Origin of the sequence: Rhodococcus sp. BUPNP1, assembly GCF_002215235.1 — a bacterium.
Lineage (GTDB): Bacteria > Actinomycetota > Actinomycetes > Mycobacteriales > Mycobacteriaceae > Rhodococcus.
In genome coordinates, this window is record NZ_NERM01000012.1 from 150,590 (window position 1) to 174,745 (window position 24,156).

Annotated in this window: 25 protein-coding genes; 11 read left to right on the forward strand and 14 right to left on the reverse strand. The window is 68.1% G+C overall.

What is annotated here, in order from left to right:
* Window positions 1–45 precede the first annotated feature (45 nt).
* Window positions 46–813, forward strand: coding sequence for an SDR family NAD(P)-dependent oxidoreductase (locus tag B9C99_RS14490; protein WP_088898350.1), 768 nt, complete (start codon window positions 46–48; stop codon window positions 811–813).
* Between the two features lie 137 nt (window positions 814–950).
* On the opposite strand, the gene B9C99_RS14495 is transcribed toward B9C99_RS14490, so the two are convergent.
* From B9C99_RS14495 to B9C99_RS14505, 3 genes are read right to left on the reverse strand one after another with little or no spacing between them, the layout of a single operon-like run.
* Entirely contained in the window at window positions 951–1,742 is a 792-nt protein-coding gene (locus tag B9C99_RS14495; protein ID WP_088898351.1) for an enoyl-CoA hydratase, read from the reverse strand.
* Window positions 1,735–2,910 carry an acyl-CoA dehydrogenase family protein gene (locus B9C99_RS14500; RefSeq protein WP_088898352.1) on the reverse strand — a complete coding sequence of 392 codons (1,176 nt, stop codon included), beginning with the start codon at window positions 2,908–2,910 and terminating at the stop codon, window positions 1,735–1,737. The genes B9C99_RS14495 and B9C99_RS14500 overlap by 8 nt, the downstream gene beginning before the upstream one ends.
* Entirely contained in the window at window positions 2,894–3,892 is a 999-nt protein-coding gene (locus B9C99_RS14505; protein ID WP_085470207.1) for an acyl-CoA dehydrogenase family protein, read from the reverse strand. The genes B9C99_RS14500 and B9C99_RS14505 overlap by 17 nt, the downstream gene beginning before the upstream one ends.
* A 179-nt stretch (window positions 3,893–4,071) precedes the next feature.
* On the opposite strand from B9C99_RS14505, the gene B9C99_RS14510 reads away from it, so the two are divergent.
* From B9C99_RS14510 to B9C99_RS14520, 3 genes are read left to right on the forward strand one after another with little or no spacing between them, the layout of a single operon-like run.
* Entirely contained in the window at window positions 4,072–4,722 is a 651-nt protein-coding gene (locus B9C99_RS14510; RefSeq protein WP_172414961.1) for a TetR/AcrR family transcriptional regulator, read from the forward strand.
* Window positions 4,723–4,768: 46 nt separating this feature from the next.
* Window positions 4,769–5,584 (forward strand): acyl-CoA thioesterase II, encoded by an 816-nt coding sequence (locus B9C99_RS14515; RefSeq protein ID WP_088898354.1) that lies wholly within the window; start codon window positions 4,769–4,771, stop codon window positions 5,582–5,584.
* A 38-nt stretch (window positions 5,585–5,622) separates the two neighbouring features.
* Entirely contained in the window at window positions 5,623–6,702 is a 1,080-nt protein-coding gene (locus tag B9C99_RS14520) for a dihydrodipicolinate reductase (RefSeq protein WP_088898355.1), read from the forward strand.
* A 77-nt stretch (window positions 6,703–6,779) separates the two neighbouring features.
* Here the strand turns inward: B9C99_RS14520 and meaB are convergent, their stop codons facing one another.
* The 3 genes from meaB to B9C99_RS14535 are packed head-to-tail and all read right to left on the reverse strand — an operon-like array spanning window position 6,780 to window position 10,246.
* The gene (meaB, locus tag B9C99_RS14525) at window positions 6,780–7,661 is read right to left on the reverse strand and encodes a methylmalonyl Co-A mutase-associated GTPase MeaB (protein WP_088898356.1); all 882 of its coding nucleotides are present in this window, start codon (window positions 7,659–7,661) and stop codon (window positions 6,780–6,782) included.
* Window positions 7,662–7,674: 13 nt separating this feature from the next.
* A complete protein-coding gene (locus tag B9C99_RS14530; protein WP_088898357.1) occupies window positions 7,675–8,814 on the reverse strand; it encodes a thiolase family protein in 1,140 nt (379 codons plus the stop codon).
* Window positions 8,807–10,246 (reverse strand): class I adenylate-forming enzyme family protein, encoded by a 1,440-nt coding sequence (locus tag B9C99_RS14535; RefSeq protein WP_026061765.1) that lies wholly within the window; start codon window positions 10,244–10,246, stop codon window positions 8,807–8,809. Before B9C99_RS14535 ends, B9C99_RS14530 begins: the two co-directional genes overlap by 8 nt.
* A gap of 64 nt (window positions 10,247–10,310) precedes the next feature.
* On the opposite strand from B9C99_RS14535, the gene B9C99_RS14540 reads away from it, so the two are divergent.
* Both B9C99_RS14540 and B9C99_RS14545 read left to right on the forward strand, forming a co-directional pair.
* Window positions 10,311–11,078: an SDR family oxidoreductase gene (locus B9C99_RS14540; RefSeq protein WP_016695474.1), complete on the forward strand. Its 768-nt coding sequence runs from the start codon at window positions 10,311–10,313 to the stop codon at window positions 11,076–11,078.
* Window positions 11,075–11,824, forward strand: coding sequence for an SDR family NAD(P)-dependent oxidoreductase (locus tag B9C99_RS14545; protein ID WP_088898358.1), 750 nt, complete (start codon window positions 11,075–11,077; stop codon window positions 11,822–11,824). The genes B9C99_RS14540 and B9C99_RS14545 overlap by 4 nt, the downstream gene beginning before the upstream one ends.
* A gap of 75 nt (window positions 11,825–11,899) precedes the next feature.
* Here the strand turns inward: B9C99_RS14545 and B9C99_RS14550 are convergent, their stop codons facing one another.
* Window positions 11,900–12,835, reverse strand: a complete 936-nt coding sequence (locus B9C99_RS14550; RefSeq protein WP_088898359.1) for a zinc-binding dehydrogenase — start codon at window positions 12,833–12,835, stop codon at window positions 11,900–11,902.
* Between the two features lie 214 nt (window positions 12,836–13,049).
* Here B9C99_RS14550 and B9C99_RS14555 point away from each other — a divergent pair, with 214 nt between their 5' ends.
* Genes B9C99_RS14555 through B9C99_RS14565 form a run of 3 tightly spaced genes read left to right on the forward strand, consistent with a single transcriptional unit; the run spans window position 13,050 to window position 15,555 of the window.
* A complete protein-coding gene (locus B9C99_RS14555; RefSeq protein ID WP_088898360.1) occupies window positions 13,050–14,396 on the forward strand; it encodes a cytochrome P450 in 1,347 nt (448 codons plus the stop codon).
* Between the two features lie 30 nt (window positions 14,397–14,426).
* The gene (locus tag B9C99_RS14560) at window positions 14,427–15,188 is read left to right on the forward strand and encodes an SDR family oxidoreductase (protein WP_088898361.1); all 762 of its coding nucleotides are present in this window, start codon (window positions 14,427–14,429) and stop codon (window positions 15,186–15,188) included.
* A 40-nt stretch (window positions 15,189–15,228) separates the two neighbouring features.
* The gene (locus B9C99_RS14565) at window positions 15,229–15,555 is read left to right on the forward strand and encodes a DUF4286 family protein (protein ID WP_059384015.1); all 327 of its coding nucleotides are present in this window, start codon (window positions 15,229–15,231) and stop codon (window positions 15,553–15,555) included.
* Window positions 15,556–15,601: 46 nt separating this feature from the next.
* Here the strand turns inward: B9C99_RS14565 and B9C99_RS14570 are convergent, their stop codons facing one another.
* The 5 genes from B9C99_RS14570 to B9C99_RS14590 are packed head-to-tail and all read right to left on the reverse strand — an operon-like array spanning window position 15,602 to window position 20,654.
* Window positions 15,602–16,504 (reverse strand): alpha/beta hydrolase, encoded by a 903-nt coding sequence (locus B9C99_RS14570; protein ID WP_088898362.1) that lies wholly within the window; start codon window positions 16,502–16,504, stop codon window positions 15,602–15,604.
* A gap of 13 nt (window positions 16,505–16,517) precedes the next feature.
* Window positions 16,518–17,285: an enoyl-CoA hydratase/isomerase family protein gene (locus B9C99_RS14575; RefSeq protein ID WP_059384014.1), complete on the reverse strand. Its 768-nt coding sequence runs from the start codon at window positions 17,283–17,285 to the stop codon at window positions 16,518–16,520.
* A gap of 1 nt (window position 17,286) precedes the next feature.
* Entirely contained in the window at window positions 17,287–18,375 is a 1,089-nt protein-coding gene (locus B9C99_RS14580) for an acyl-CoA dehydrogenase family protein (RefSeq protein ID WP_016696164.1), read from the reverse strand.
* Window positions 18,362–19,267, reverse strand: coding sequence for an acyl-CoA dehydrogenase family protein (locus B9C99_RS14585; protein WP_016696165.1), 906 nt, complete (start codon window positions 19,265–19,267; stop codon window positions 18,362–18,364). The genes B9C99_RS14580 and B9C99_RS14585 overlap by 14 nt, the downstream gene beginning before the upstream one ends.
* Window positions 19,245–20,654, reverse strand: coding sequence for a class I adenylate-forming enzyme family protein (locus B9C99_RS14590; protein ID WP_088898363.1), 1,410 nt, complete (start codon window positions 20,652–20,654; stop codon window positions 19,245–19,247). Before B9C99_RS14590 ends, B9C99_RS14585 begins: the two co-directional genes overlap by 23 nt.
* Before the next feature lie 105 nt (window positions 20,655–20,759).
* Here B9C99_RS14590 and B9C99_RS14595 point away from each other — a divergent pair, with 105 nt between their 5' ends.
* Entirely contained in the window at window positions 20,760–21,779 is a 1,020-nt protein-coding gene (locus B9C99_RS14595) for a ferredoxin--NADP reductase (protein ID WP_088898364.1), read from the forward strand.
* A gap of 38 nt (window positions 21,780–21,817) precedes the next feature.
* Here B9C99_RS14595 and B9C99_RS14600 read toward each other — a convergent pair whose 3' ends face one another.
* Window positions 21,818–22,390 carry a TetR/AcrR family transcriptional regulator gene (locus B9C99_RS14600; protein ID WP_229579668.1) on the reverse strand — a complete coding sequence of 191 codons (573 nt, stop codon included), beginning with the start codon at window positions 22,388–22,390 and terminating at the stop codon, window positions 21,818–21,820.
* Window positions 22,391–22,478: 88 nt separating this feature from the next.
* On the opposite strand from B9C99_RS14600, the gene B9C99_RS14605 reads away from it, so the two are divergent.
* On the forward strand, window positions 22,479–23,621 hold the full coding sequence (locus B9C99_RS14605) for an MFS transporter (protein WP_088898366.1): 1,143 nt from the start codon (window positions 22,479–22,481) through the stop codon (window positions 23,619–23,621).
* On the opposite strand, the gene B9C99_RS14610 is transcribed toward B9C99_RS14605, so the two are convergent.
* Window positions 23,602–24,054: a hypothetical protein gene (locus B9C99_RS14610; RefSeq protein ID WP_253250081.1), complete on the reverse strand. Its 453-nt coding sequence runs from the start codon at window positions 24,052–24,054 to the stop codon at window positions 23,602–23,604. The genes B9C99_RS14605 and B9C99_RS14610 overlap by 20 nt on opposite strands.
* Between the last annotated feature and the right edge of the window lie 102 nt (window positions 24,055–24,156).

The window sequence follows — 24,156 nt, forward strand, 5'->3', positions numbered from 1 at the left end:
GAGAACCCCCTTTCCAAGACCTTTGTTCTGAGGCATGATCCGTATATGGGACAACTTGACTCTCTTCACGATCTGAGCGGGAAAACTGCTGTCGTCACAGGTGGTTCACGCGGCATCGGCCGCGCCATCGCCCAGATCCTCGCCGAACACGGCGCCGACGTCGTCGTCGCCTCCCGCAAGCTCGACGCGTGCGAACTCGCCGCGAAGGAAATCGAGGCATCGACCGGCAGCAAGGTGCTGCCCGTCGCCTGCCATGTCGGACAGTGGGACGACTGCAATGCGCTCGTCGACACGACCCTCGACCATTTCGGGCGCCTCGACATCCTCGTCAACAACGCCGGAATGTCGCCGCTCTACCAGGATCTCGAATCCATCACCGAAGAGCTGTACGACAAGACCTTCGGCGTGAACCTCAAGGGACCGTTCCGGCTTGCGGTCCGCGCCGGCACGTACATGGCGGAGCACGACGGCGGGTCGATCGTCAACATCGGCACCGCCGGGTCGCTCACGGCGAGCGTGCGCGAACTCCCCTACGCGTGCGCGAAGGCCGGTCTGAACGCCCTCACGGTGGGCCTGGCGGAGGCCTACGCACCGAAAGTGCGTGTCAATTCGATTCTTCCGGGTCCGTTCCGCACCGACCTGTCGAAGGCCTGGGCGCCGCCGGAAGGCGAGGAGGCGTCCTTCGTGCCGTTGCGTCGCATGGGCCGGCCGGAGGAGGTCGCGCCGCTCGCACTCCATCTGACCAGCGACGCGTCGAGTTTCACCACCGGTGCGATCATCCGCGTCGACGGTGGTGTCACCCGTAAGGTCTGAGACATACGTGTGGGGCCGGCTCCGGGATTCGGAGGCGGCCCCACACGTTTCCGCGTTGTCCATCGGCTACCGGAATCACCATGCGCTACAACAATTGTCGCGGCGGATAACGAGAACGGTAGCGAATGCCCCGTGCGCTAGCGGATGTTGTCCTTCATCTCGTCGAGATTCATCAGGACCGGCCATCCGCTGACGCTGAGGGCGTTGCCGTGGCCCGTCTGGTGGATGTCGAAAACCGACTGGATCGCGGCGTAGAAACCCTGCACGTCGAGGGTCTGGTTGACGGCCCGCTTGGCCTGCCGCAGTCCGAAGGGATGCATCTTCGCGATCTGCTCGGCGAGCGTGCGTACTTCGGAGTCGAGATCGGCGCGGGGCACGACGCGGTTCACCATGCCCGTCTGCTCCGCCTCCTCCGCGGTGACCGGCCTGCCGGTGAACAGGATCTCCTTGGCCTTGCGCGGGCCGAGTTCCCAGGTGTGCCCGTGATATTCGACGCCGCCGATACCCATGAGGACCACGGGATCGGAGAACGACGCGTCGTCGGCCGCGACGATGAGATCGCACGGCCAGCACAGCAGGAGACCACCGGAGATGCACCGGCCCTGCACCGCGGCGATGGACGGCTTCGGGATGTTGCGCCACCGCAGCGAATACTCGAGATAACGCCGGGACTCGTTGCGGTAGATCATCTCGAGGGTGATCTTGTCGGGGACCGGTTCCCCGCTGCGGAGATCGTGCCCGGCCGAGAAGTGCTTACCCTCGGCGCGGAGCACGATCACGGAGACCTCGGGATCGTCGCCGGCGCGGGTCCAAGCGGAGTCCAGTTCGTCCAGGAGGGCGCCGTTCTGCGCGTTGGCGACCTCCGGCCGGTTCAGCGTGATCGTTGCGATCCTGTCCGCGACCTCATAGAGGATGTAGTCCTCAGCCACGAGGCAACCCCAGGACGCGTTCGGCGATGATGTTTCTCTGGATCTCCGACGTGCCACCCGCGATGGTGCCGGCGAAGCTCCGGACGAACCTCTCGAACCAGCTCGACGAGAAGTTGTCGAGATTCCACGGCACATACGCTGATGTCGTCGCCGGATGGACGAGACCGTCCTGGCCGGACGCGTCGAGGGCGTGTTCGGCGGCGGTCTGCACCGCCTCGGATCCGAGGAGCTTGAGTACCGACAGGGCGGGAACGTCCTGCGCTCCGCGGGATTCGCGGACGAGGGCGGCCGAGCCGAGCAGCTTCAGTGCCTGGTGGTCCATCACGAGTGTGGCGTAGCGGTCGCGGTCGAGCGCCGTGCGGGGGCGGAAGTCCTCGACGAAATCCTGCAGCCGGTCGGCGAAACTGAGCCACAGCAGGGTGCGTTCGTGCCCGAGCGATCCGTTCGCGACCGACCAGCCGCCGTTCAGCTCGCCGATGAGGTTTTCGGCGGGCACACGCACGTCGGTGAAGAACACCTCGTTGAAGTCGCGGTCGTCGCCGTCGGCGACCGACGGGAACGGTCTGCGGACGACGCCGGGCAGATCGGTGGGGATGAGCAGGACGCTGATTCCCTTGTGCTTCGGCGCATCCGGATCGGTACGGACGAAGGTCAGCAGCACGTCGGCGTCGTGGGCACCGGAGGTCCACACCTTCTGGCCGTTGACGACGAAGTGGTCGCCGTCGCGCACCGCCCGGGTGCGCAGGGAGGCGAGGTCGGATCCCGCGCCGGGCTCGCTCATCCCGAGGGCCGCGGTGATCTCCGCTCGGAGGATGGGCACCGCCCAGCGTTGCTTCTGTTCGTCCGTACCGAACGACAGCAGCGAGGCCGCGATGATCCCGAGCCCTTGCGGGTTGAAGCTGTGGTAGATCCGCCGCTTCGACAGTTCCTCGAGGTGGACGTACTGCTGCAGGATCGTCGCGTTGCGGCCACCGAACTCGGGTGGATTGCCGGGCAGCAGCCAGCCGTGGTCGAACTGGACCCGTTGCCAGCGGCGTGCCCATTCGGGGACGTCGGCGCTCGACCGGGCGCGGACGGTGGCCTCGGACGGATCGGGCAGGTGCTCGTCGAGAAAGGCCACGAACTCGGCGCGGAACTCCTCGACGTCGGAATCAAACGAGAGTTGCACGGTACTCCTCGGCGATCAGTGCGCGGTGCTCCGCGGCGGATCCGAGCATGTGCTCCCCCGCCCGGGCACGCTTGAGCGCGAACTGCAGGTCGTTCTCCCAGGTGAAGCCCATGGCGCCGAACAACTGCAGACCACTGCGGAAGACCGTCGACTGGCATTCTCCCGCAGCGGCTTTGGCCATGGAGGCGGCGAGGCGACGGCGCGGGTCGTCCTCCGCGATCGTCAGTGCCGCGAAATACGCGAGGGCGCCGGCACGTTCGACGGCGACGTGCATGTCGGCGGCGCGATGCTTGACGGCCTGGAACGACCCGATCGGCACACCGAACTGCTGCCGGTTGCGCACGTGGTCGAGTGCGAGATCCAGGATGCGGCGGCAGGCACCGACCATGGTGACGGCGAGTCCGGCGAGGGCGACGTGCCGTGCCTTCTCCACGTCGACGTCGGTGTCCGGGTCCGCTTCGGCCCGCACGTCGTCGAAGACGATGTCGGCCAGGTGCAGGACCGGGTCGAAAGCGGAGGTACGGCGGGCCGACACCTGATCGGCCCGGACGGTGAACACACCTGCATCGGTGACGACGGCGATGTCGTCGGCGCGGTCGCCGTCGAGCACCCGGTGTGCGGTGCCGCGGAGCAGCCAGCCGTCCGCGTCGCGCACGGCGGAGATGCCCTCGTAGACGGCGGCACCCGCACGATCGGGCCGGGTCCGGCCGGCGACGAGCGGGGCGAATTGGGTGGTGGTGGCGAGAAAGGGGGTCGGGTCGGTTGCCCGGCCGAGTTCCTCCAGGACGATCGCGAGCTCCACCGCGGCCTCGGACTCGACCAGTTCCGTCCATCCCAGGCCCACGTAGGTCTTCCACAACGGGGCCGGATCGGCGCCGTTGTCGACGACGGTGCGGACGAGTGTCGATGGGCATTCCTTCGCCGTCACTTCCCGGACGGTCTTCTGCCACAACTGCTGATCGGAGTCGAACTCGAAAAGCATTCCGACTTGCCTCCTTCCTGGCACTGAGCCTGGTATCGCGATGAGAATAACATTCTCTTTTCAAGATAGTAATAGTCTCTGATCGGTGCGGGAAACGGAAGGACAGTCCCGCAATGCGCCCCTACCCTCCGGTACAGTGCTCCTATGTCCACTCCACGCGACACAGGGCGATCCGGGCAGTGACGGGCGCCAGCGAAGAACCGGCCTGGAAGCAACGCGCAGTCGAGCGCTCCATCCGGACCGCCAAACTGCGCGCCGAACAGCGCGTACAGCGCTTCCTCGACGCAGCACAGGCGATCATCACGGAAAAGGGCAGCACCGACTTCACGGTCCAGGAGGTCGTCGACCGTTCGAAGCAGTCGCTTCGCAGCTTCTACCTGCAGTTCGACGGTAAGCACGAGCTGTTGCTCGCGCTCTTCGAAGATGCTCTGAGCCGCTCTGCCGATCAGATCCGTGCGGCTGCCGCCGGCGAGAAGGCCCCTCTCGACCAGTTGCGCGTCGCGGTGGAACTGCTGTTCGAGTCGTCCCGGCCCGACCCGACGGCCCAGCGACCGCTGTTCACCGATTTCGCGCCGCAGCTGCTTCTCACCCACCCCGCCGAGGTGAAGGTCGCGCACGCACCGATGCTCGCGCTGTTCACGGAGTTGATGGAGAAGGTCGACGCCGAGGGCAGCCTCCGCGAGGGACTGAACCCGAAGCGGATGGCCGCCATGACGATGCAGACCGTGATGTTCATCGCTCAGTCGAGCGGAGGCGACGACAGCACGACCCGGCCCATCATGGCCGACGAGGTCTGGAACTTCTGCTCGCAGGGTTTCGCTGCCCACTGACGAGAACATCATTCTCAAATCGGAGTAGTTCACTTACACTCGGCTCGTGACCGAGTTGTGGAACGACCTCCTCGCCTGTCTCGATCTGCGCTCGTCTCCCGGGGACGAGGAGCGCCCCGAGCCGGTGGTGTTCGAGGGCAGCAATCAGCACCTCGAATACCACCGGCTCTTCGGAGGCCAGTTGCTCGGTCAGTTCGTGCGTGCCGCCGAGCTGACCTGCCCGGAGAAGAGCATCAAATCCCTGCACACCGTCTTCGCCCGTGAAGGACGCGCCGACGAGCCCGTCCGCTACGAGATCACCCGCCTGCACGAGGGCCGGACCTTCGCCACGTTGACGGCGGTCGCGCGCCAGTCGAAGGGCGTCCTCGCCACGGCATCGGTGTCCATGCACGCCGGCGAGGACGGCCCCGAGGTGCAGACCGTGCCGTCCGTACCCCAGGTGTTCGACGAGAGCACACGCACCCCGTTCTCGTTGATCCCGTGGGAGACCCGCACGACGACCGACCTCGAGGATCGCGGAGTCTCCGCACCCGAGTTCGAGATGTGGATGCGCACCCCCGAGGTCGACGAGGCGTATGCGCCGGCGCTCGCCGCCTACGCCACCGACCTCAACCTCATCGGTACCGCGCTTCTTGCCGTCGACGGCTTCGACCACACCGGCAACGGAACGGCGTTCACGTCCGCGGTCACCTCGCACAATCTGTGGTTCCACCGCCCGTTCCGCAGCGACGACTGGTTGCTGCTGCGTCAGCACAGTCCCCTCGTCGCCCACGGACGGTGCTTCGGCCGCGGCGACCTGCTCACCGAGAAGGGCTCTCTCGTCGCCTCTTTCGCCCAGGAAGCCCTGTTGCGCCTGCCCTGACGGTTCCTCCCACGAACACCGATCGAGATCGAGGTGTCATGCAACGACAGTCCGCCCCCGACGATGCCGCCGTCGAGACTCCGTCACCCCGCCCTCTGCGCGTGGTGCAGTGGGCGACCGGAACGATCGGCACCCGCGCGCTGCGCGCGGTGATCGACCATCCTTCCGTCGAACTCGTCGGCGTGTACGCGCACAGCGACGACAAGGCCGGTCGCGACGCGGGCGAGTTGTGCGGACGCGACCCGGTCGGTGTGCGCGCCACGAACGATGCCGACGAGATCATCGATCTCGGGGCCGACTGCGTGCTGTACATGCCGCTGCTGTTCGACCTCGACGAGGTGTGCCGAATCCTCGCCTCCGGCACGAACATCGTCACCACCCGTGGAGAGTTCCACCGCCCGGCGGGTATGGATCGGGTGGTGCGTGAAGCCGTGGAGGCCGCGTGCGCACTCGGCGGTACGTCGATCCACAGCACCGGCAGCAGTCCCGGTTTCGTCACGGAGGCCGTGCCACTCGTGCTGACCTCCATCCAGCGGAGGATGGACCACCTCGCCATCGACGAGTACGCCGACCTCTCTCAACGGAACTCCCCCGGAATCCTGTTCGACGTCATGGGATTCGGCGGCGATGCAGGAGAGTTCGCGGACGTCCGGCTCGCCCACGTGGAGTCCAATTTCGGACCGTCGCTGGCCGCCCTGGCCGACGCGCTCGGCCTGACCCTCGACACCATCCGGACCACGGGCGAACTCGCCACGGCACGTTCCACGGTCACCATCGCCGCCGGCACGATCGAAGCGGGAACGGTGGCCGCGCAACGCATCACGGTGTCGGGCATTCGCGACGGCCGCGAGCTGATGCGGTTCCGTCCCACCTGGTACTGCACCGATCAGCTCGACGCCGATTGGGACCTGCACGCGACCGGCTGGCACGTCACCGTCGACGGCGACGCGCCCCTCGACATCGACATGCGTTTCCCCATCCCGCTCGAGCGGATGAGCGAGATCTCGCCGTCCTACACCGCCAACCGCGCGGTGAATTCGATCGCGGCGGTGTGCGCGGCGCGGCCGGGGATCCGGACGACGGTCGAGTTACCGCTCGTCGTCCCGGTTCTGGCCTGAGACGACGAACGTTGGCGCGGTGAAACGGGGTAGGCGCCGGTTACAGCGGTAGCAAACCCCGTTTCACCGCGCGAACCTCATGACTGCGCGGATACGGCCGCTCCGTCGACGAGTCGTGCGGCCGCCGAGTACGGATCGTCGCGACCCTCGGCGACGGCCTCGGCCAGCGCCTCCAACTCCGGATGGTTGCGCAGGAGGGTGTGTGCCAGCGACAGGATCTGGCTACGGGCCCGCGCCGCGCGACGCTCGGCGGTGTCGGCCCGCTGGTGCGCCTCGATCGCGTCGACCAGGTCGTCGACGCCCTGGCCGGTCGCGGCGACGAGCTTGAGAATCGGGACCTTCACGTCGCCGCGGAGGTCGCGCACCGTCTGATCCGCACCGTCGCGGTCGGCCTTGTTGACGACGACGAGATCGGCGACCTCGAGCAGTCCGGCCTTGGCGGCCTGGACGGCGTCTCCCCCACCCGGATTGAGGATGACGACGGTGGGTTCGGCGACCGACGCGATCTCGATCTCCGACTGCCCCACCCCGACGGATTCGAGCAGGATCACGTCGTAGCCGAGGGCTGCCAGCAATCGGATCGACGCGGGGACGGCGGCCGCGAGTCCGCCGAGATGTCCGCGGGAGGCCACCGACCGGACGAACACCCCCGCGTCGCCGACGTGCGCGGCCATGCGGATGCGGTCGCCGAGCAGCGCACCGCCGCTGTAGGGGGACGACGGGTCGACGGCCAGCACCGCGACCCGCAGTCCCCGTTCGCGGTAGGCGGTGGTGAGCGCCCCCACTGTCGTGGACTTGCCGGCCCCGGGCGGGCCCGTGAATCCGACGACCCGCGCGCGGGCGGGTTCGAGCAGCACAAGCACCTCGTCCCGGCGCGGTCCTTCGACGAGGGTCAGCAATCGACCCGCGGCACGCGGGGAGCCCCCGCGTGCCGCGTCGACCAGTTCACCGATGTTCACGGCGTATCCCGGTTCACGGTGCCGGCACCTCGATCACGACGGCCGAGCCCATGCCACCACCCGCGCACATCGACGCGACACCGATGCCCCCGCCGCGGCGGCGCAGTTCGTGGGTGAGGGTGACGAGCATGCGGGCGCCGGTCGCGGCGACCGGATGGCCGAGGGAGCAGCCGCTGCCGTTGACGTTGACCTTCTCGGGGTCGATCTCGAGCAGCTTGATGCACGCGACGCACTGCGCGGCGAACGCCTCGTTGATCTCGAACAGGTCGACGTCGCCGATGGACAGGCCGGCGCGCTGGAGTGCCTTCGGAATCGCTTCGACGGGAGCGAGTCCGGTGATCGCGGGGTCGACACCCACCGACGCCCACGACAGCACCGTGCCGAGCGCGGGCAGACCGAGATCGCTGCTCGCAATGGCCAGCGCGGCCGCCGCATCGTTGCCGCCGCAGGCGTTGCCGGCGGTGATGCTGAAGCCCTCGATCTCCGGGTGCAGCACCTTGAGCGACGCGAGCTTCTCTAGGCTCGTCTCCCGGCGCGGGTGTTCGTCGGTGTCGAACAGGCCGTGCGGGGTGTCGATCGGGACGATCTCCTCCTTGAAGCGGCCGTCGTCGATGGCGCGGATCGCGACCTGGTGCGAGCGCAGCGCCCAGGCGTCCATCTCCTCGCGACCGATACCGGCCTTCACCGCGGCGTTCCAGCCGACGGTGATGGACATGTCGCGGTTGGGGGCCTCGGGGCTGTCGGGGTGGCTGGGCGACATCCACGGCACCCACTCCTCGCCCTTCCGGATGAGCGAGCGCGGCGAGGTCGACGCGGAGTTGACGCCACCGGCGATCACGATGCGGTCCATGCCGGAGCGGATACTCGCCGCGGCGGACTGCACGGTGGACAGGCTCGCCGCGCAGTGCCGGTTCTGTGCGAGACCGGGCACGTGGGTCAGGCCGGCGGTGAGGGCCGCGTGCCGGGCGATCACGCCGCCGCCGTACAGGCCCTCGCCGAGGATCACGTCGTCGATCAGGCTCTTGTCGAGATCCTCGGTGGTCGCGGTGACGATGTGCTCCGCGAGGGCGAACGCGTCGGTGTCGCGGAGCGTGCCCTTGACGGCGGTGCCGACCGGGGTGCGCAGGGCGGAAACGATCACGGCATCAGGCATGGGTGGCCTCCAGTTCGGCGAGAAGTGTGCGACGCAAGAGCTTTCCGGTCTCGGTCTTGGGCAGTTCGTCCCGGAAGACGATGTTGTCGGGGGTCTTCGAGGAACGCAGGCGTTCCTTGACCCACTGTCGGATCTCGTCCGGATCGCCGTCGCCGACGAGGACGGCGACGATGCGTTGTCCCCATTCGGTATCGGACACGCCGATGACGGCGGCCTCGGTGATGCCCGGGTGGGCGAGCAGGACGTCCTCGATCTCGGCGGGGGCGATGTTCTCGCCGCCGCGGATGATGGTGTCGTCGGAGCGGCCCTCGACGTACAGATATCCGTCGGTGTCGAGCCGGCCGAGATCGCGGGTGGAGAACCATCCCTCGGCGTCGAGGACGCTGCGGTTGCCGTATTCACCCGAGATCTGTTCGCCGCGGACGAAGATCAGGCCGGTCTCGCCGGCCGGGACGGGTTCGCCGGCCTCGGAACGGATCTCGATCTCGATGCCGGGGAGCGGGCGGCCCACCGAGCCGAGGCGGTCGCGGACGGCCGGATCCGTGGAGTCGAAGGCGGTGCGGTGGTCGTCGGGGCCGAGAACGGCGACGGACGAAGCGGTTTCGGTGAGACCGTAGGCGTTGACGAAGCCGGTGTCGGGGAAGGCGCGCAGCGCGTGTTCGAGGACCGGGCGCGGCGTGCGCGACCCGCCGTAGGCGAGACTCGCCAGCGTCGGGGTGTCGGCCGTGTCGTCGCCGAGGGTGGCGACGATGCGGGCGAGCATGGTCGGGACGAGCATCGCGTGGGTGACGCGTTCGCGCCGGACCGTCTCGAGCCAGACCTGCGGGTCGAAGGCCGGCAGGTACACCACTCGGCGGCCGGTGTAGAAGTTCGACAGCAGGTTGGTCAGGCCGGCGATGTGGTACGGCGGGACCGAGACGAGCGATGCGTCGGTCTCGGCGGCCGATCCGAATTCCATGGTGTTGAGCACGTAGGCGAGCAGGTGCCGGTGCCGCAGGATCGCGGGCTTCGGATCCGAGGTGGTGCCGCTGGTGTAGATGATCGCTGCGACCGTGTCGCCGTCCCACTGCGGTTCGAGTGGCGGCTCGGGATCGCCTGTGGCGTAGGAGTCGTCGACGAGGGCGTCGAGATCCTCCTGTTCGAGCACGAGTGCGCCGGGGTGCTTGGCCTTCAGTGCAGTGAGCTGTTGTTCGCCGAGCCGGTAGTTGAGCGGCACGAAAGGGACCCCGGCCAGCGCCGAACCGAACAGCGCCACCGGATACGCGAGGTGGTTGGACCCCAGGTAGAGCACCGCCGGATGATTCCGGAACTGCGCGGCGGCACGACGTGCGAGGGCGTCGAGACCGGCAGCGGTGAGGGTCCGGTTCCCGACGGTCGCAACTGCTCGCTCGCCGGTGCTTGCGGCCATTTCTAGAATCATGCTTAGGTTCATGAGAACATTATTCTCACAGACAGAGAGCTTTACTTTCAAGAGCTCGGATCTCGAAGGAGGCAGCATGCAGGTAGCAGGAAGCTCCGCGATCGTCGTCGGCGGCACGGGTGGCCTCGGGCAGGCCACCGTCCGGCGTCTCCACGAGGCGGGCGCGAAGGTCGTCGTCGCCGACGTCAACGACGAGAAGGGCAAGGAACTCGAGCAGGAACTCGGTGTGCGATACGTGCGCACCGACGCCGGCAGCGAGGAATCCGTCTCGACCGCCATCGCGGAAGCGGACTCGCTCGCGCCGCTGCGCATCTCCGTCGACTGCCACGGCGGTCCGGCCGGCGGCGGACGCCTCGTCGGCAAGGACGGCAGCGCCATGCCGCTCGAGAACTTCACCAAGACCATCGAGTCGTACCTGACGTCGTCGTTCAACGTCATGCGCCTGGCCGCCGCCGCCATCGCCAAGCAGGACCCCTTCGACGACGAAGGCTCCCGCGGCGTCATCGTGAACACCGCGTCCATCGCCGGTTACGAAGGCCAGATCGGGCAGCTCTCCTACGCGGCCGCGAAGGGCGGCGTCATCGGCATGACGCTGGTCGCCGCACGCGACCTGTCGCCGCTCGGCATCCGCGTCAACACCATCGCGCCGGGCACGATCCTCACTCCCGCCTACGGCAAGGCCGGCGACCAGCTCGAGGCGTACTGGGGCCCACAGATCCCGCATCCCAAGCGCATGGGCCGCCCCGCCGAGTACGCGACGCTCGTCGCGTCCATCGTCGAGAACGACTACCTCAACGGCGAGGTCATCCGCCTCGACGGTGCACTGAGGTTCCCGCCGAAGTGAGCCCGCTCGCAGGGAAGGTCGCGTTCGTCGCCGGTGCCAGTCGTGGCATCGGCGCGGCGATCGCCGTCGCTCTCGCCGAGGCTGGAGCCTCTGTGGCGGTCGCGGCACGCTCCGCGCAGGAGGGCAAGCTGCCCGGCACCATCGGCTCGGTCGCCGAGCGGATCACCGACGCCGGAGGCCGGGCCCTCCCGGTGCCGTGCGACGTCACCGACGAACGGTCCGTCGACACCGCGATCGCCGCGACGGTCGCCGAGTTCGGCGGGCTCGACATCCTCGTCGCGAACGCCGGGGTGCTGTGGATGGGGCCGATCGAGACGACACCGGCGAAACGCTGGCAGTTGTGCCTCGACGTCAACCTCACCGGCGTGTTCACCGTGACCAAGGCGGCGATCCCTCATCTGCGTGAGCGCGGCGGCGGGTCGATGATCGCGGTGACCACCAGCGGCGTGACGATGACCGACCGCGGCTCGAACGCCTACTGGGTGTCCAAGGCCGCGGTGGAACGGCTCTACGTCGGGCTCGCGGCGGACCTGCGGCAGGACAACATCGCGGTCAACTGCCTCGCGCCGTCACGGGTCGTCCTCACCGAGGGCTGGACCGCCGGCGGTGGCGGACGCGAGATCCCGCCCGAGATGGTGGAACCGCCGGAGACGATGGGCGCCGCCGCGGTGCTGCTCGCACAACAGGATGCGAACGGGATCTCCGGCACCGTGCAACGTTCGGAGAGCCTCGTGTCCGCGAGGTGATGAGGTTCCCGCACGAAGGGAGGCCCGGTACCGGGCCTCCCTTCGTGTTTCCGGGTGCGAACCCGCTTCGACGGTTCAGCGGTCCAACCGTGCGACGAGCCGTCCGGTCACCTCGTTGCGACGGAGGCGTTCCAGCCCGTCGCCGATCTCCTCGAAGCCGATCTCGGTGTATGCGGGTTCGATCTCCCGTTTCACGAACAGGTCGTACACCTCCTCGATGTCCTCGACGGTCCCACCGAGGGAACCCACGAGCGTCCTGCCGAGGATCGTCGGAGTCTTCACCGTGAACGTCGGCAGGCCCAGACCGACCTGCACCACGGTGCCGCCCCGGGCGACGGCGTCGATCGCCTTCTGTGTGGTGTCGAAGCCGGCGTAGTCGACCACGAGGTCGAATCCCCGGCCCGCCCATTCGGCCGCGTCCCGCACGACGCCCGTCGCGCCGGCCTGCCGGGCGAGATCCCATGCCGATTCCTTCGTTTCGGCCACGTGCACCTCCGCACCGGCCAGCACGGCCGCACGGGTTCCGATCTGCCCCAGACCGCCGTAGCCGATCACACCGACCTTCATCCCCGCCGACGCACCACCGACCTTGATGATGGCGTGGTACGAGGCCATTCCCGCATCCGTCGCGAGGGCGGCCAGCGACAGGTCCAGCCCTTCGGGCACCCGGGCGAGATCGCGGGCATCGGCGACCAGCTTGTCGGCGAACCCACCGTGGGAGAACATGCCGAGCGGCGGGCGCACGCCCGACGAGCAGACGCCGACGACGTCACCGATGCTCCAGCCCTCGACCCCGTCGCCCAGTGCGCTGATGACGCCGGCGTTCTCGTGTCCCTGCGTCATGGGCAGGAACGGCATCGTCGCCTCTCCGACCTCCATGTACATCAGGTCGCTGTGGCACAGTCCGGCCGCCGCGACGTCGATCACCACCTCGCCCGGGCCGGGTTCCGGTTCCGGAACCTCGTTCAACGAGATCGGTCGCCCGGCTCCTTCGAACTGCCATGCCTTCATATCCGCACCGTCCTCATATCTGCACCGCGCTCATGCTCTGCTTCTTCGATCGCACCCCTTGCAGGCCGACACCTGTGACATTACTGTTCTCCTCAACCGGAACGGCATTCTTGGAACAAAGATCGTGAAAATGCGTACAGGGAACACGGATCGAGTCGCGGTCCCCTCCGGAACGACCCGTTCTCCCCCACCGGACCCACGAGAGGGCGACACCGTGAGCATCGACGAGGCCTCGGTCGACACCGACCACCGCACCCCCGTCTACCAGTTCGACAGGCACGCACCGGACTACCGCGACCGTTTCTCGGAGATCACCACGGAGATGCACTCCAAGTGCCCCGTGGCCTGGTCCGATACCCACGGAGGTCACTGGGTCGCCGCCGGCAGCGAGGCGGTGTTCACCCTCGCACGCTCGGCGAACATCTCCAACGATCACGACATCAAGGGAGTACGGCGGGGTTACAAGGGGATCATGATCCCCACCGCAGTCCGGGCATCCGGTGTGCGCGGCGGGATCCTCGAGATGGACGACCCCGAACATCGGGAGTTCCGTGCGGTACTCAATCCGTATCTGTCCCCCGCCGCCGTGAAGAAGTGGGTTCCCCTCATCGACGAGGTGATCCGCGCATGCCTCGACGAGAAGATCGAGACCGGCAGCATCGATTTCATCGACGATCTGGTGAACATCGTTCCCGCCGTCATCACGCTCGCGATGCTCGGTATCCCGGTCGCCAAGTGGAACGTCTACTGCGAGCCGGTCCACGCCGCGATATACACGCCGCCGGACTCACCCGACGTCCACCGCGTCGCGGAACTGCACCGCGTGATGGGAATGGATCTTCTCGCCAGCCTCCACGAGATCCGGGAGAATCCCCGTCCCGGCATGGTCGACGCTGTCGCCCGGGCCACCATCGACGGAGAGACGCCCGACGATCACGAACTGCTCGGCGTGCTGAGCCTGCTCATCGGCGGCGGTTTCGATACGACGACCGCCCTGACGTCGCACGCCCTCGAATGGTTGTCGCAGAATCCCGACCAGCGCGAGATCCTCAGCGAGCAGCGCGACACGCTGTTGGATTCCGCGACCGAGGAATTCCTGCGCTTCTTCTGCCCCTCGGCCGGCGACGGACGCACCTTCTCCGCCGACACCGAGCTCGACGGCGTCGAGTTCAAGGAGGGGGAACGCATCTGGCTCTCCTGGGCGATGGCGAACCGCGATCCGGAACTGTTCACGGATCCGAACGAGATCGACCTGGAACGCAAGGGCAACCGGCACTTCAGCTTCGGACTCGGAGTGCACCGCTGCATCGGATCCAACCTGGCGCGCACGATGTTCAAGCGGATGCTGCTCGCGGTGCTCGACCGTATGCCCGACTTCCGGTGCGATCCGGAAGGCACGGTCCACTACGACTCCATCGGAGTCATCCAGGGCATGCGGCAGCTTCCGGCCACCTTCACGCCCGGTCCGCGGCTCGGCGACGGACTCGACGAGACGCTCGTCCGGATCCAGAAGATCGTCGACGAGCAGGGAATCGCAGCGCCGGTGACGGCACAGAAGTAACCAGTCCGCTTCGACCGACAAGGAAATCCTATGACAGACACTCCCCAGCTGGCCGGCAAGGTCGCCATCGTCACCGGCGCCGGTGGCGGGATCGGCCGGGCCTACTCACGCGGCCTCGCCGAGGCCGGAGCGGTAGTCGTCCTCGCGGACGTCAACCTCGCATCCGCTCAGGCCGCGGCGGACGAACTCGCGGCGGACGGTCACCGTGTCCTGGCCGTCGGAGTCGACGTCAGCGACGAAGCCAGCACGACCGAGATGGCCGCGACCGCAGCCGAGCACTTCGGATCGGTCGACATCCTGGTCAACAACGCGGGACTGATGGCCGAGGTCGTCGGCGAGGGATCCCTCACGACGATGGAGCTCGATCTGTGGAACCGCACCCTCGCCGTCAACCTGACCGGCCCGCTCCTGTGCACCCGCGCCGTGGTGCCGTACATGAAGGAGCGCGGCTACGGCAAGATCGTCAATCAGTCCTCGAGCGGCGCGTTCATGGCCGCGCAGGCCTACGGCATCACCAAACTCGGTCTCGTGAGCATGACGGTCTCGCTGTCACGTGAGTTGGCGCCGTTCGGTATTCGTGTGAACGCGATCGCTCCCGGCATGGTCAACACAGAGGCCGGTTCGATCGCGTCGCCGCCCGAGCTCAAGGAGATGGTCAAGCACGCCATCCCGTTCCCGTTCGGTGAGCCCGAGGAACTGATCCCCGGTCTGCTGTACCTCGTGTCGTCCGGCAGCGACTGGGTCACCGGCCATACCCTCAACATCGACGGCGGCTGGGTCGTCCGGGTCTGAAAGTCCAGTACACCAACCCTTCTCACAGACAGGACCACGAATGAAGCATTACCTGCTCGTCGAGTCGTACCCGTCGCATCCCGAGCGGCTGGAAGAGTTCAACAAGTGGTACGACGAGGTGCACATTCCCGAAGTGGTGGCCCTCGACGGATTCGTCGGTGCCACACGGCTGTCCCCCGCCGACGCGGACGGCGGCCCGTCGGTCACCCTGTACGAACTCGAGGGTGATCCCGCGGCGGCCAAGGCCAACGTCCACGCCGCGGCGGCAGCGAAGCAGCTGAACATGTCGGACTCGCTCAGCTACGGTCCTATCCCGAAGATGCGGATCATGGAAGTGAAGTCGGAGTACGTCAAGCCCCGTTCGTGAACGGAACACGGAAGCCGTAGGACCGCTGCCGGATTCGGTAGCGGCCCTACGAACGCTCCAGGGAGAAGGCATTCTCCAACGCTGCGCACTGTTCGTCGAAGAATCCGCGCGCGACCCCCGTGCGCGAGGCCACCGAGTCGAAACCGTGGAAGGCTCCGTCGACGATGTGCAGAATGCACGGGACACCCGAGGCCCGTAGCCGTTCCGCGTACGCGCGGTCCTCGTCGAGGAACAGATCGTGCGTGCCCACCCCGATCCAGGCCGGCGGTAGACCCGACAGATCGGTGCGACGCGCCGGCGCCGCGTCCTCCGGATCGGCCGAACCCAGGTAACTCGTCCAGCCGAACCGGTTGCTGAAGGCATCCCACATCCGAGTGTGCGCGGGACCGGCGCCGGTGCGGTCGTCCAGCATCGGATAGGCCAGCAGTTGGAAGGCCGGTGCCGGCAGTTCCCTGTCCCGGAGCAGAAGTGCCAGTGCCGCAGCCAGACCCGCCCCGGCGCTCGCACCTCCGATCGCGATATGCGCCGGATCGACCTCCGGCCGGCTCCGCAACCACTCGTAGGCGCGCAGACAGTCCTCGAGCGGTGTCGGATAGGGATGTTCGGGTGCCAATCGGTAGTCGACCGAGGCGACGGCGATACCGAGACGGTCGGCGAACCGCCGGCACAGCGCGTCGTCCTGAGCGGCCCGACCGAAGACGTACCCGCCACCGTGGATCCACAACAGGGCCGCACCGGGTTCGGTGCCTGCGCGGTCCGGAGCACCGAACCAGCGGACCGACACTCCCGGTTCGAAGACGTACACGTCCGGGTCGGTGCCCCGGATCGCGCGGGTGAGCATGCGCATCACCGGCAACGATCGCGGGGTCACCGCACGACGTGGGGCGAGCAGCGCCACGGTCCGCAGATCGGGATGGAAGCTCGACAGCGAACGCAACCGTCCGATCACGCGGTCTCTCCGATCACGATTTTCCTGCGGTCATCCTCGCGATGTTCGCACGGAAGTCGTCGCTCTGGAAGGTCATCTCCTCCGCGCTCATCGCGTAGTCGAGGCTCGCGAGCACCGCCCGCTCGAGGTGGATGTTCAGCAACCGCTTGGTGGCCTCCACCGCCTTCTGCGGTTGCTCCACGAGACGCTTGGCACAGGCGAGTGCCTCGGCGAGCGGATCGGCGACGACATGGTTCGCCAGGCCGAGTTCGCGGGCCCGCTCGGCGGGGATCCGCTCCCCGAAGAAGGCGAACTCCTTCGCGTGCAGCAGGCTGATCTGCAGCGGCCAGGTCAGCGGACCACCGTCGGCCGCGACCAGCCCGACCTGCACGTGGGGATCGGCGAGATAGGTGCCCTCCCCCATGTAGACGACGTCGCTCAGGGCGACCAGGCTGCACCCGAGTCCCACCGCCGGGCCGTTGACCGCAGCGACCACAGGCACGCGGCAGCGCGCCATACCCAGGACGATCTCGCGTCCGTCGGCGATGGTCTTCGCCCGCAGTTCGGCGTCCTGCCCCAGTTCGGCGAGATAGTCGAGATCCCCGCCGGCGGAGAACGCCTTGCCGGCACCGGTGAGCACCACGGCGCGGACCTCGCGGTCGGCGCTCAGCTGCGGCCACAGCCGGGCGAGTCCCGCGTGCAGCGGATCGTTGACCGCGTTGTACTTCGACGGCCGGTTGAGCGTGACGATCCGCAGCGGCCCCTCGGCGCGGACCTCGATCTCGTCGGGCATGCCGTACATGTCAGACCCCCAATCCGAGGATGCGCGAAGCGATGATGTTCTTCTGGATCTGCGACGTGCCGCCCATGACGGACTGGGCGCGGCTGTACATGTACGAGCCGAGGAGTTCCTCGTCGCGGCTGCCCGCGACTGCCAGGGCTGCGTGTCCGACCGACTGGTCCACCCACGTCATGAGGAGCTTGTCGAGCGACCCCTCGGAGCCGTGCGAGACACCGTCGAGCTGCTCGGACAGTCGCCGCCGCACGTGCAGACGCAGCATCTCCGATTGCACCGCCGCCCAGGCCAGATCCTGCGGGGGCGGACCGTCGACGCGCTTGGCGAGCTGACGCACGAGTTTGCCGTAGCGAGCGGCGAATCCGAGGGTGGACGGTTCGCGCTCGTGGCCGACGACGGTCATCGCGACCCGCCAGCCTTCCCCGGGCGCTCCGACCATGCGGCTTGCCGGCACGCGGGCGCCGTCGAACAGCACCTGGCCGAACTCCTTGGTGACGCCGCTGATCATCTTCAGCGGTCGCTGCTCGATGCCGTCCTGGTGCATCGAGACGATGAACGCCGAGATACCGCGGTGCCGCGGCGCATCCGGATCGGTGCGGGCGAGCAGCAGGCACCAGTCGGCGACGTCGGAGTAACTCGTCCAGACCTTGTGGCCGTGGATGACGTACTCGTCGCCGTCGCGGGTCGCGGTGGTGGTGAGCGACGCGAGGTCGGAACCGGCACCGGGCTCGCTGAATCCCTGGCACCACCGTTCGGTGCCGTCGATCATGCCGGGCAGGAACCGTTCGCACAGTTCGTCACTGGCATGGTGGCCGAGGCCGACCACCAGATATCCCAGACTCGGGCGCGGCGGGCAACCGGCGACGGCGAGTTCCTCGTCGAGGATCACGTCGAAGACGGGCGGAAGATCCTGCCCGCCGTACTTCTTCGGCCACGACAGCCCGAAGAACCCCGCGCTGTAGAGCGCCTGATGCCATTCACCCTGCCGAGCCCAGTACTCGTCACCCGAGGTGGGGAACTTTCCGGCCTGATCGGCGAGCCAGGTCCGCAGCCGGGCGCGGAATGCGGCTTCTTCCGGCGAGTCACGAAAGTCCAAGGTCGATCTCCTCCAGGCTCACGGGGAACAGTTCGGTGGACGTCAGGGCCCGCCGCAGGTACACGTGCTCGATGCACTCCCAGGTGTTGCCGATCCCGCCGTGCACCTGGACGGCGGTCTCGCAGACGGTGCGCGCGGCGCGCGCGGTGTAGATCTCGGCGATGCGCGCGGCGCGGATCGCTTCCTCGGGCGTCAGTTCGTCGACGGCCCATGCCGCGTGCCGCAGCACGCTGATCGAGCCTTCGATGAGGGCTTCGCTCTCGGCCAGCATGTGCGCGACCGCCTGGTACGACCCGATCGTGTTTCCGTACTGCTCACGGATCTTCGCGTAGTCGACGGCCACCGCCTGCGCACCCCGCGACACACCGACGAGGTCGGCACACGTGACGACGAGCGCGAGAGCATATGCGCGGTCGGCGTTCTCGGCGGAGAGTTCACCGAGTGTCTCGTCCGGTTCGGCGAACGTGGCGAACGAACGGGTCAGGTCCGCGCCGGGGGCCGGTTCACCGACGGCCGCGGTCGACACCGTCCGGTCCCGGAGGACGAGGACGCGATCGAGGCCGTGCGCGTCGAAGGCGTCGGCACCGACGGCGATGGCGCGCGTCGGCTGGTCGTCGGAGAAGTGCCGGTGCAGGTCGTCGGCGAGCACCGGACCGAAGAACGGCACGTCGACGAGCCCTCGCCCGAATTCCTCTGCCACGATGGCGACTTCGACTCCCGACGCACCGTCGGAGCGCAGGGAGCGCCAGCCCGTCGAGGCGACGGTCTTCTCCAGCCGTGCCCGGCGCGCCGCGTCGTCCAGATCCGACACCGAGCGGGCACCCAGATCGTCGGCCAGTTTGGCGGCGGCGTCGCGCAACTGCTGTTGTTCAATGGTCAGACGTACGTCCATGGCGCTCCTCGAGTTGTCGGCGCAAGACCTTGCCGGACGGCAGGCGGGGAATGTCGGGCACGAAGATCACGCGTCGCGGTCGCTTGTACGACGCGAGTCGTTCGGCCACATAGGTGGAGATGTCGTCGGGATCGAGGGTCGCGGTGGTGGCGATCGCCGCGACGACCGTCTCCCCCGCCGCACCGTCCTTCGTTCCGAAGACGGCGCAGTCGGCGATGTCGGGGTGGCCGTGCAGGACCGCTTCGACCTCGGCGGGGGCGACCTGGAAGCCGTTGACCTTGATCATGTCCTTGGCGCGGTCGGTGATCCGCAACCGGCCGTCGGCGTCGACCCACGCGACGTCGCCGGTGCGGTACCAGCCGTCGCAGAACGCCTCGGCGGTCGCGTCGTCGGGCAGGTATCCGGCCATGGCCGAGGCCGACCGCACCTGGATCTCACCGGTCTCGCCGGCCGGAACCTCGCGGTCGGTCCCGAGCTCGACGACCCGCAGTTCGACGCCGGGCGCGGGTACGCCGACGCTGTCGAGGCGGGCGTCGCCCACCGGATTGCAGGTGATGACGGGGACCTCGCTGGCTCCGTAGGCCGGTAGCCACGTCACGCCGGTGCGCCGGGTGACGGTCTCCGCGACACTCGCGGTGACGGGTGTGGCGCCCCACATGATGTAGCGCAGCGACGACAGATCGAACGATTCGAGATCCGGATGCGAGGCGATCGCGAGGGCGATCGGTGCGACGGCCATCTCGACGGTGATCCGGTCGCGCTCGATGGATTCGAGCATCACGTCGAGGTCGAATCGCCGGTGCAGCCGCATCCACCCGCCGGCATCGAGCACGGTGGCGATGTTGAGCAGACCGAGGATGTGCGAGGGCGGCGTGACGATCTGGAGCCGGTCGTCGGCGGTGAGCCCGAGGACCTGCCGCCAGTGCGCCACGGCCGCGGCGAACGACGAGCGGGTGTGCCGCACGGCCTTCGGCAGGCCCGTCGTACCGGAACTGAAGACGAGCAGGGCATCGGCGTCGGGGTCCACGGGGGCTGCGGTGAAGTCGCCGTGATCGGGTTCGATCGGGTCGTCGAGGTCGAGCATCGGCATCGCGGCGGCGAGGACGGGGGTGTCGCCGATGGCGAAGGCCGGTTCGGTGAGCCGGAGGGCGTGCTCGACCTCGCCGCTCCTCCACGCCGGGCTCAGCAGGACGACGACCGCGCCGAGCCTGTCGATGGCCCGGTAGGCCACGACGAATTCGGGGCGATTGGACGACATGAGTGCCACGCGGTCGCCGGGACCGACGCCGCGATCGGCCAGGACACGAGCGAGTCCGCAGGTGAGCGCCTCGAGTTCCGCGAGGGTGTACTCGCGGTCTTCGAAGGCCAACACGGTGGGCTCTGTCATGGTGCTCTCTCGCGTCGCAGCAATACCTGTCGAGAGGTCTTGCTCTCCTGAATGAGAATAGTACTCTCGTTCTTGCAGAACATTGATACCAGGAGGAGCCGGTCCATGGCGAGACCACCTTTGTTTCAGCGCGCGACCGTGACCCGGATCGTGAAGGAGACCGACGACGCCCGCACCTACGTGCTCGCTCCCCTCGACGGGCCCTTCACCTACAAGTCAGGGCAGTTCTGCACCTTCAAGGTGAAGGTCGACGGCACCGACCTGTACCGCTCGTACTCGATGTCGAGCGCGCCCGAGACCGACACCGAGATGATGACCACCGTCAAGCGGGTCACCGGCGGAGCCGTCTCGAACTGGCTGCACGACAACATCGCGGAAGGAGACGAGGTCGAGATCACCCGACCCGCAGGCACTTTCCTTCTCCGCGACGCAACCGGTCCGGTGCTCGGCTTCGCCGGCGGAAGCGGCATCACGCCGATCCTGTCGCTCGCCAAGAGCGCACTCGCGACGACCGACCGGCCGGTGCGCCTGCTGATCGCCGACCGCGACCGCGCGTCCGCCATCTTCGCGAGCCTCACCGACGAGCTCGTCGACCGGTACGCCGGTCGCCTCGAGGTGGTGCGGCACTTCGACGACGAGAGCGGACTGCTCACCCCCGACGCCGTGCGCGCCTTCGTCGGATCCGACGGCGGCGCCGACAGCTACCTGTGCGGCCCGGAAGCGTTCATGGACATGGTCGAGGCCGCACTCCCCGGCCCCGGCAACATCTACAGCGAACGGTTCGGCAGCGCAGCCGAACCCATCAAGGCCGAGGACGCCCAGGAGTCGGAGTCCGCTCCGAGCGGGGAGGTGAAGGGCACCGTCTCGATCCGGCTCGGCAACCAGCGCGTCTCCGTGCCCCGGCACGCCGGTGAGACACTGCTCGAGAGCGCGCGTCGCGCGGGCCTGGCGCCGCCGTTCTCGTGCGAGGCCGGCAACTGCGCGACCTGCATCGCCAAGGTCACCCACGGCAGCGCGACGATGCGCGTCAACGACGCACTGTCCGACGAGGAGATCGCCGACGGCTACGTCCTCACCTGTCAGGGCGTACCCGACAGCGAGGACATCAAGGTCAAGTACGTCTGATCGTCACCGGCAGGCCGGTCGTCCCCGAGAGCCGATCGTCACCGGTAGGACAGGGCGGCCGAGCGCGCCACCCTGCGCCCCACCTCGATCGGTGACGACGGCCGGCCGCGCAGGAAGCCCGCGAGGGTTCCGTTGTAGGCAGTGAGCACGTCGTCGGCGAGATCCTGCGCGTTCGACCCGGCCACCGGTTTCGCGAGATGCAGGAGTCGCTCGGCGAGCAGGTCGCTGTCCGCCGCGAGCATCTCGCCGATCTCGTCGGTGGGTTCGGCGAATTCCGTCGCGGTCGCGAGGAAGGCGCACCAGCGGGCGGGGGATTCCGAATCGTCGCGGTACGCGGCGAGGGCGTCGAAGATCGCCAGCAGACGTCCGATGTCGTCGTCGGCATCGACCACGTGCCGGTCCCACACCGCGCGCCACTCCGCCAACCGGACCCGCAGTGCCTCGGCGACCAGGGATTCCTTGCTGCCGAAGTGCGTGTACAGGGACGCTGCCGAGACTTCGGCCCGGCGGAGCAGGTCGTCGACGGGTGTCGCCCGGATCCCGCGGTCGAAGAGCATCTCCTCGGCGGCCCGGAGCAGACGGGTGCGGGCAGCAGGACGAGCCGTGGACATGACCACACTGTAACGCTCGTTCTGCTGAAACGATCGTTTCGGAGTAGAGTAACGGTCGTTCTGGTCTTCGATCCGTTCGGGGGACGCGATGCATCCACTCGTCATCGCCGGCACAGCTCTGATCGCGACCACCTACGGGCTGGCGCGGTTCGGCTACGGACTCTTCCTGCCCGAGTTCACCGACTCGTTCGGGATGGGGTCGACGGTTGCCGGCGCCGTCCAGGCCGGCAGCTTCCTCTCGTACTGCCTCGCGGCGGTCGTCGCGTCGAGGACGAGCGGACGCCCGCGTCTCGTCGTGGCCTGCGCCGGGGCGACGGCGGGGATCGGCGCGCTGGGGGTGGCGGCGTCGACGCACACGGTCGTCTTCGCGCTGAGTGTCGTCGTCGCCGGAGCCGGGGCCGGTTTCGCCACTCCCGGTCTGGTGACCCTCGTGGAACGCAATGTCGCACCCGCGCGGCAGGAGAACGCGCAGACGATCGTCAACTCCGGAACCGGGGTGGGCCTCGTCGCCGCCGGAGCTCTGGTGTTCGCCACCGCCGGTCAGTGGCGTGTGGGATGGGTGGTCATCGCGGTCCTCACCGCCGGGGTCGCTCTCGCCGTCCTCCGTACCGACCGACGTTCCGACGATCGACGGGATCCCTCACGCACCACACCTGTGCGGATCGGCGAACTGTCCCCGCTGATCCGTCCCCTCGTCGGCGCGGCGCTGGCCGGTGCGTCGAGCGCCGCGATCTGGACGTTCGGGCGGTCCGTCATGAGCGACGGGACCGGTGGGGAGACCTACTCGGTGCTCGCGTGGATGGTGCTGGGCGCCTTCGGGGTGCTGGGGGCAACCGCAGGCCGGATCGTGCAGACCTGGAATCTGCCGGTCGCGTGGACGCTCACCACCACCGCCATGTCGATGGCCACCATTCTGCTGGGCCTGCTCCCCGGATCACCGATCCCCGCCTACGTCTCGGTGGCCCTGTTCGGCGCGAGCTACATCGCCATGAGCGGAGTGCTCATCGTGTGGGCCGTGCGGTCGGTCGCCGAACGCGCAGCCGAGGGCACGGTCGCGTTGTTCATCGCCCTCGCCGTCGGCCAGGCCGCCGGATCGGTCGTGTTCGGAGCCCTGCTGGGTTCGACGTCCACCGCGACCGCCTTCGTCGCGGCGGGCGTCGTCGGTCTCCTTGCGGTGCTGCCGGCGGTGTCGCTCCCCCGGCCGCGCACTCTCACGCCTGCCGGTCGGTGATCATGAGAAGCCAGTCCTCGTCTCCGTCCGCGTTCGGCCCCGGGGTGGAGATGTCACCGTTCCCGTCGGGAGTGGCCGGCTGCCGCGGCCCGGTCGCGTCGGCGGGGTCGATCCACTCGAGGGTCGCCGACTCCGGCACCAGGGCAGGATCGAGCCGGATCGTGCGCTGCGTCGGAACATAGACGACGGCAAGTGAACCGTCCGGTGTCCGGGCCGCGGTGACGTACTCGTCGTCGAGGACGTCGATCATCTCGTCGCTCGTCCACGGGGTGCCGCGACCTGCGACGACGAGCGGTTCGTCGATGTCCGGCACGAGCTCCCACCACGGCCACGACTGCCACAGCTCGCGTATCGCTCGCAGTTGCGCGACGGCCGAGGTGTCCAGCCGGGACTCCCACCCGTCCGGGAACTCCCATGGTCGGCGGCGTCGCATTCCGCATCCACCGCCGGGACGTTCGTCGGCTGCTGGTCTCCGGCATCGGAACAGGCCGCGACCAGGATCAACACCATCGCCAGGACTGCCCGTTTCATCGCC

What these genes read in the sequence shown, in the direction of transcription:
- B9C99_RS14575 (WP_059384014.1), bottom strand. Translation starts at nt 17,285, where the DNA reads ATGTACGGCATGCCCGACGAGATCGAGGTCCGCGCCGAGGGGCCGCTG.
- B9C99_RS14535 (WP_026061765.1), bottom strand. Translation starts at nt 10,246, where the DNA reads ATGAACCTAAGCATGATTCTAGAAATGGCCGCAAGCACCGGCGAGCGA.
- B9C99_RS14590 (WP_088898363.1), bottom strand. Translation starts at nt 20,654, where the DNA reads ATGACAGAGCCCACCGTGTTGGCCTTCGAAGACCGCGAGTACACCCTC.
- B9C99_RS14530 (WP_088898357.1), bottom strand. Translation starts at nt 8,814, where the DNA reads ATGCCTGATGCCGTGATCGTTTCCGCCCTGCGCACCCCGGTCGGCACC.
- B9C99_RS14540 (WP_016695474.1), top strand. Translation starts at nt 10,311, where the DNA reads ATGCAGGTAGCAGGAAGCTCCGCGATCGTCGTCGGCGGCACGGGTGGC.
- B9C99_RS14520 (WP_088898355.1), top strand. Translation starts at nt 5,623, where the DNA reads ATGCAACGACAGTCCGCCCCCGACGATGCCGCCGTCGAGACTCCGTCA.
- B9C99_RS14610 (WP_253250081.1), bottom strand. Translation starts at nt 24,054, where the DNA reads ATGCGACGCCGCCGACCATGGGAGTTCCCGGACGGGTGGGAGTCCCGG.
- B9C99_RS14560 (WP_088898361.1), top strand. Translation starts at nt 14,427, where the DNA reads ATGACAGACACTCCCCAGCTGGCCGGCAAGGTCGCCATCGTCACCGGC.
- B9C99_RS14595 (WP_088898364.1), top strand. Translation starts at nt 20,760, where the DNA reads ATGGCGAGACCACCTTTGTTTCAGCGCGCGACCGTGACCCGGATCGTG.
- B9C99_RS14605 (WP_088898366.1), top strand. Translation starts at nt 22,479, where the DNA reads ATGCATCCACTCGTCATCGCCGGCACAGCTCTGATCGCGACCACCTAC.
- B9C99_RS14600 (WP_229579668.1), bottom strand. Translation starts at nt 22,390, where the DNA reads ATGTCCACGGCTCGTCCTGCTGCCCGCACCCGTCTGCTCCGGGCCGCC.
- B9C99_RS14565 (WP_059384015.1), top strand. Translation starts at nt 15,229, where the DNA reads ATGAAGCATTACCTGCTCGTCGAGTCGTACCCGTCGCATCCCGAGCGG.
- B9C99_RS14550 (WP_088898359.1), bottom strand. Translation starts at nt 12,835, where the DNA reads ATGAAGGCATGGCAGTTCGAAGGAGCCGGGCGACCGATCTCGTTGAAC.
- B9C99_RS14505 (WP_085470207.1), bottom strand. Translation starts at nt 3,892, where the DNA reads ATGCTTTTCGAGTTCGACTCCGATCAGCAGTTGTGGCAGAAGACCGTC.
- B9C99_RS14490 (WP_088898350.1), top strand. Translation starts at nt 46, where the DNA reads ATGGGACAACTTGACTCTCTTCACGATCTGAGCGGGAAAACTGCTGTC.
- B9C99_RS14585 (WP_016696165.1), bottom strand. Translation starts at nt 19,267, where the DNA reads ATGGACGTACGTCTGACCATTGAACAACAGCAGTTGCGCGACGCCGCC.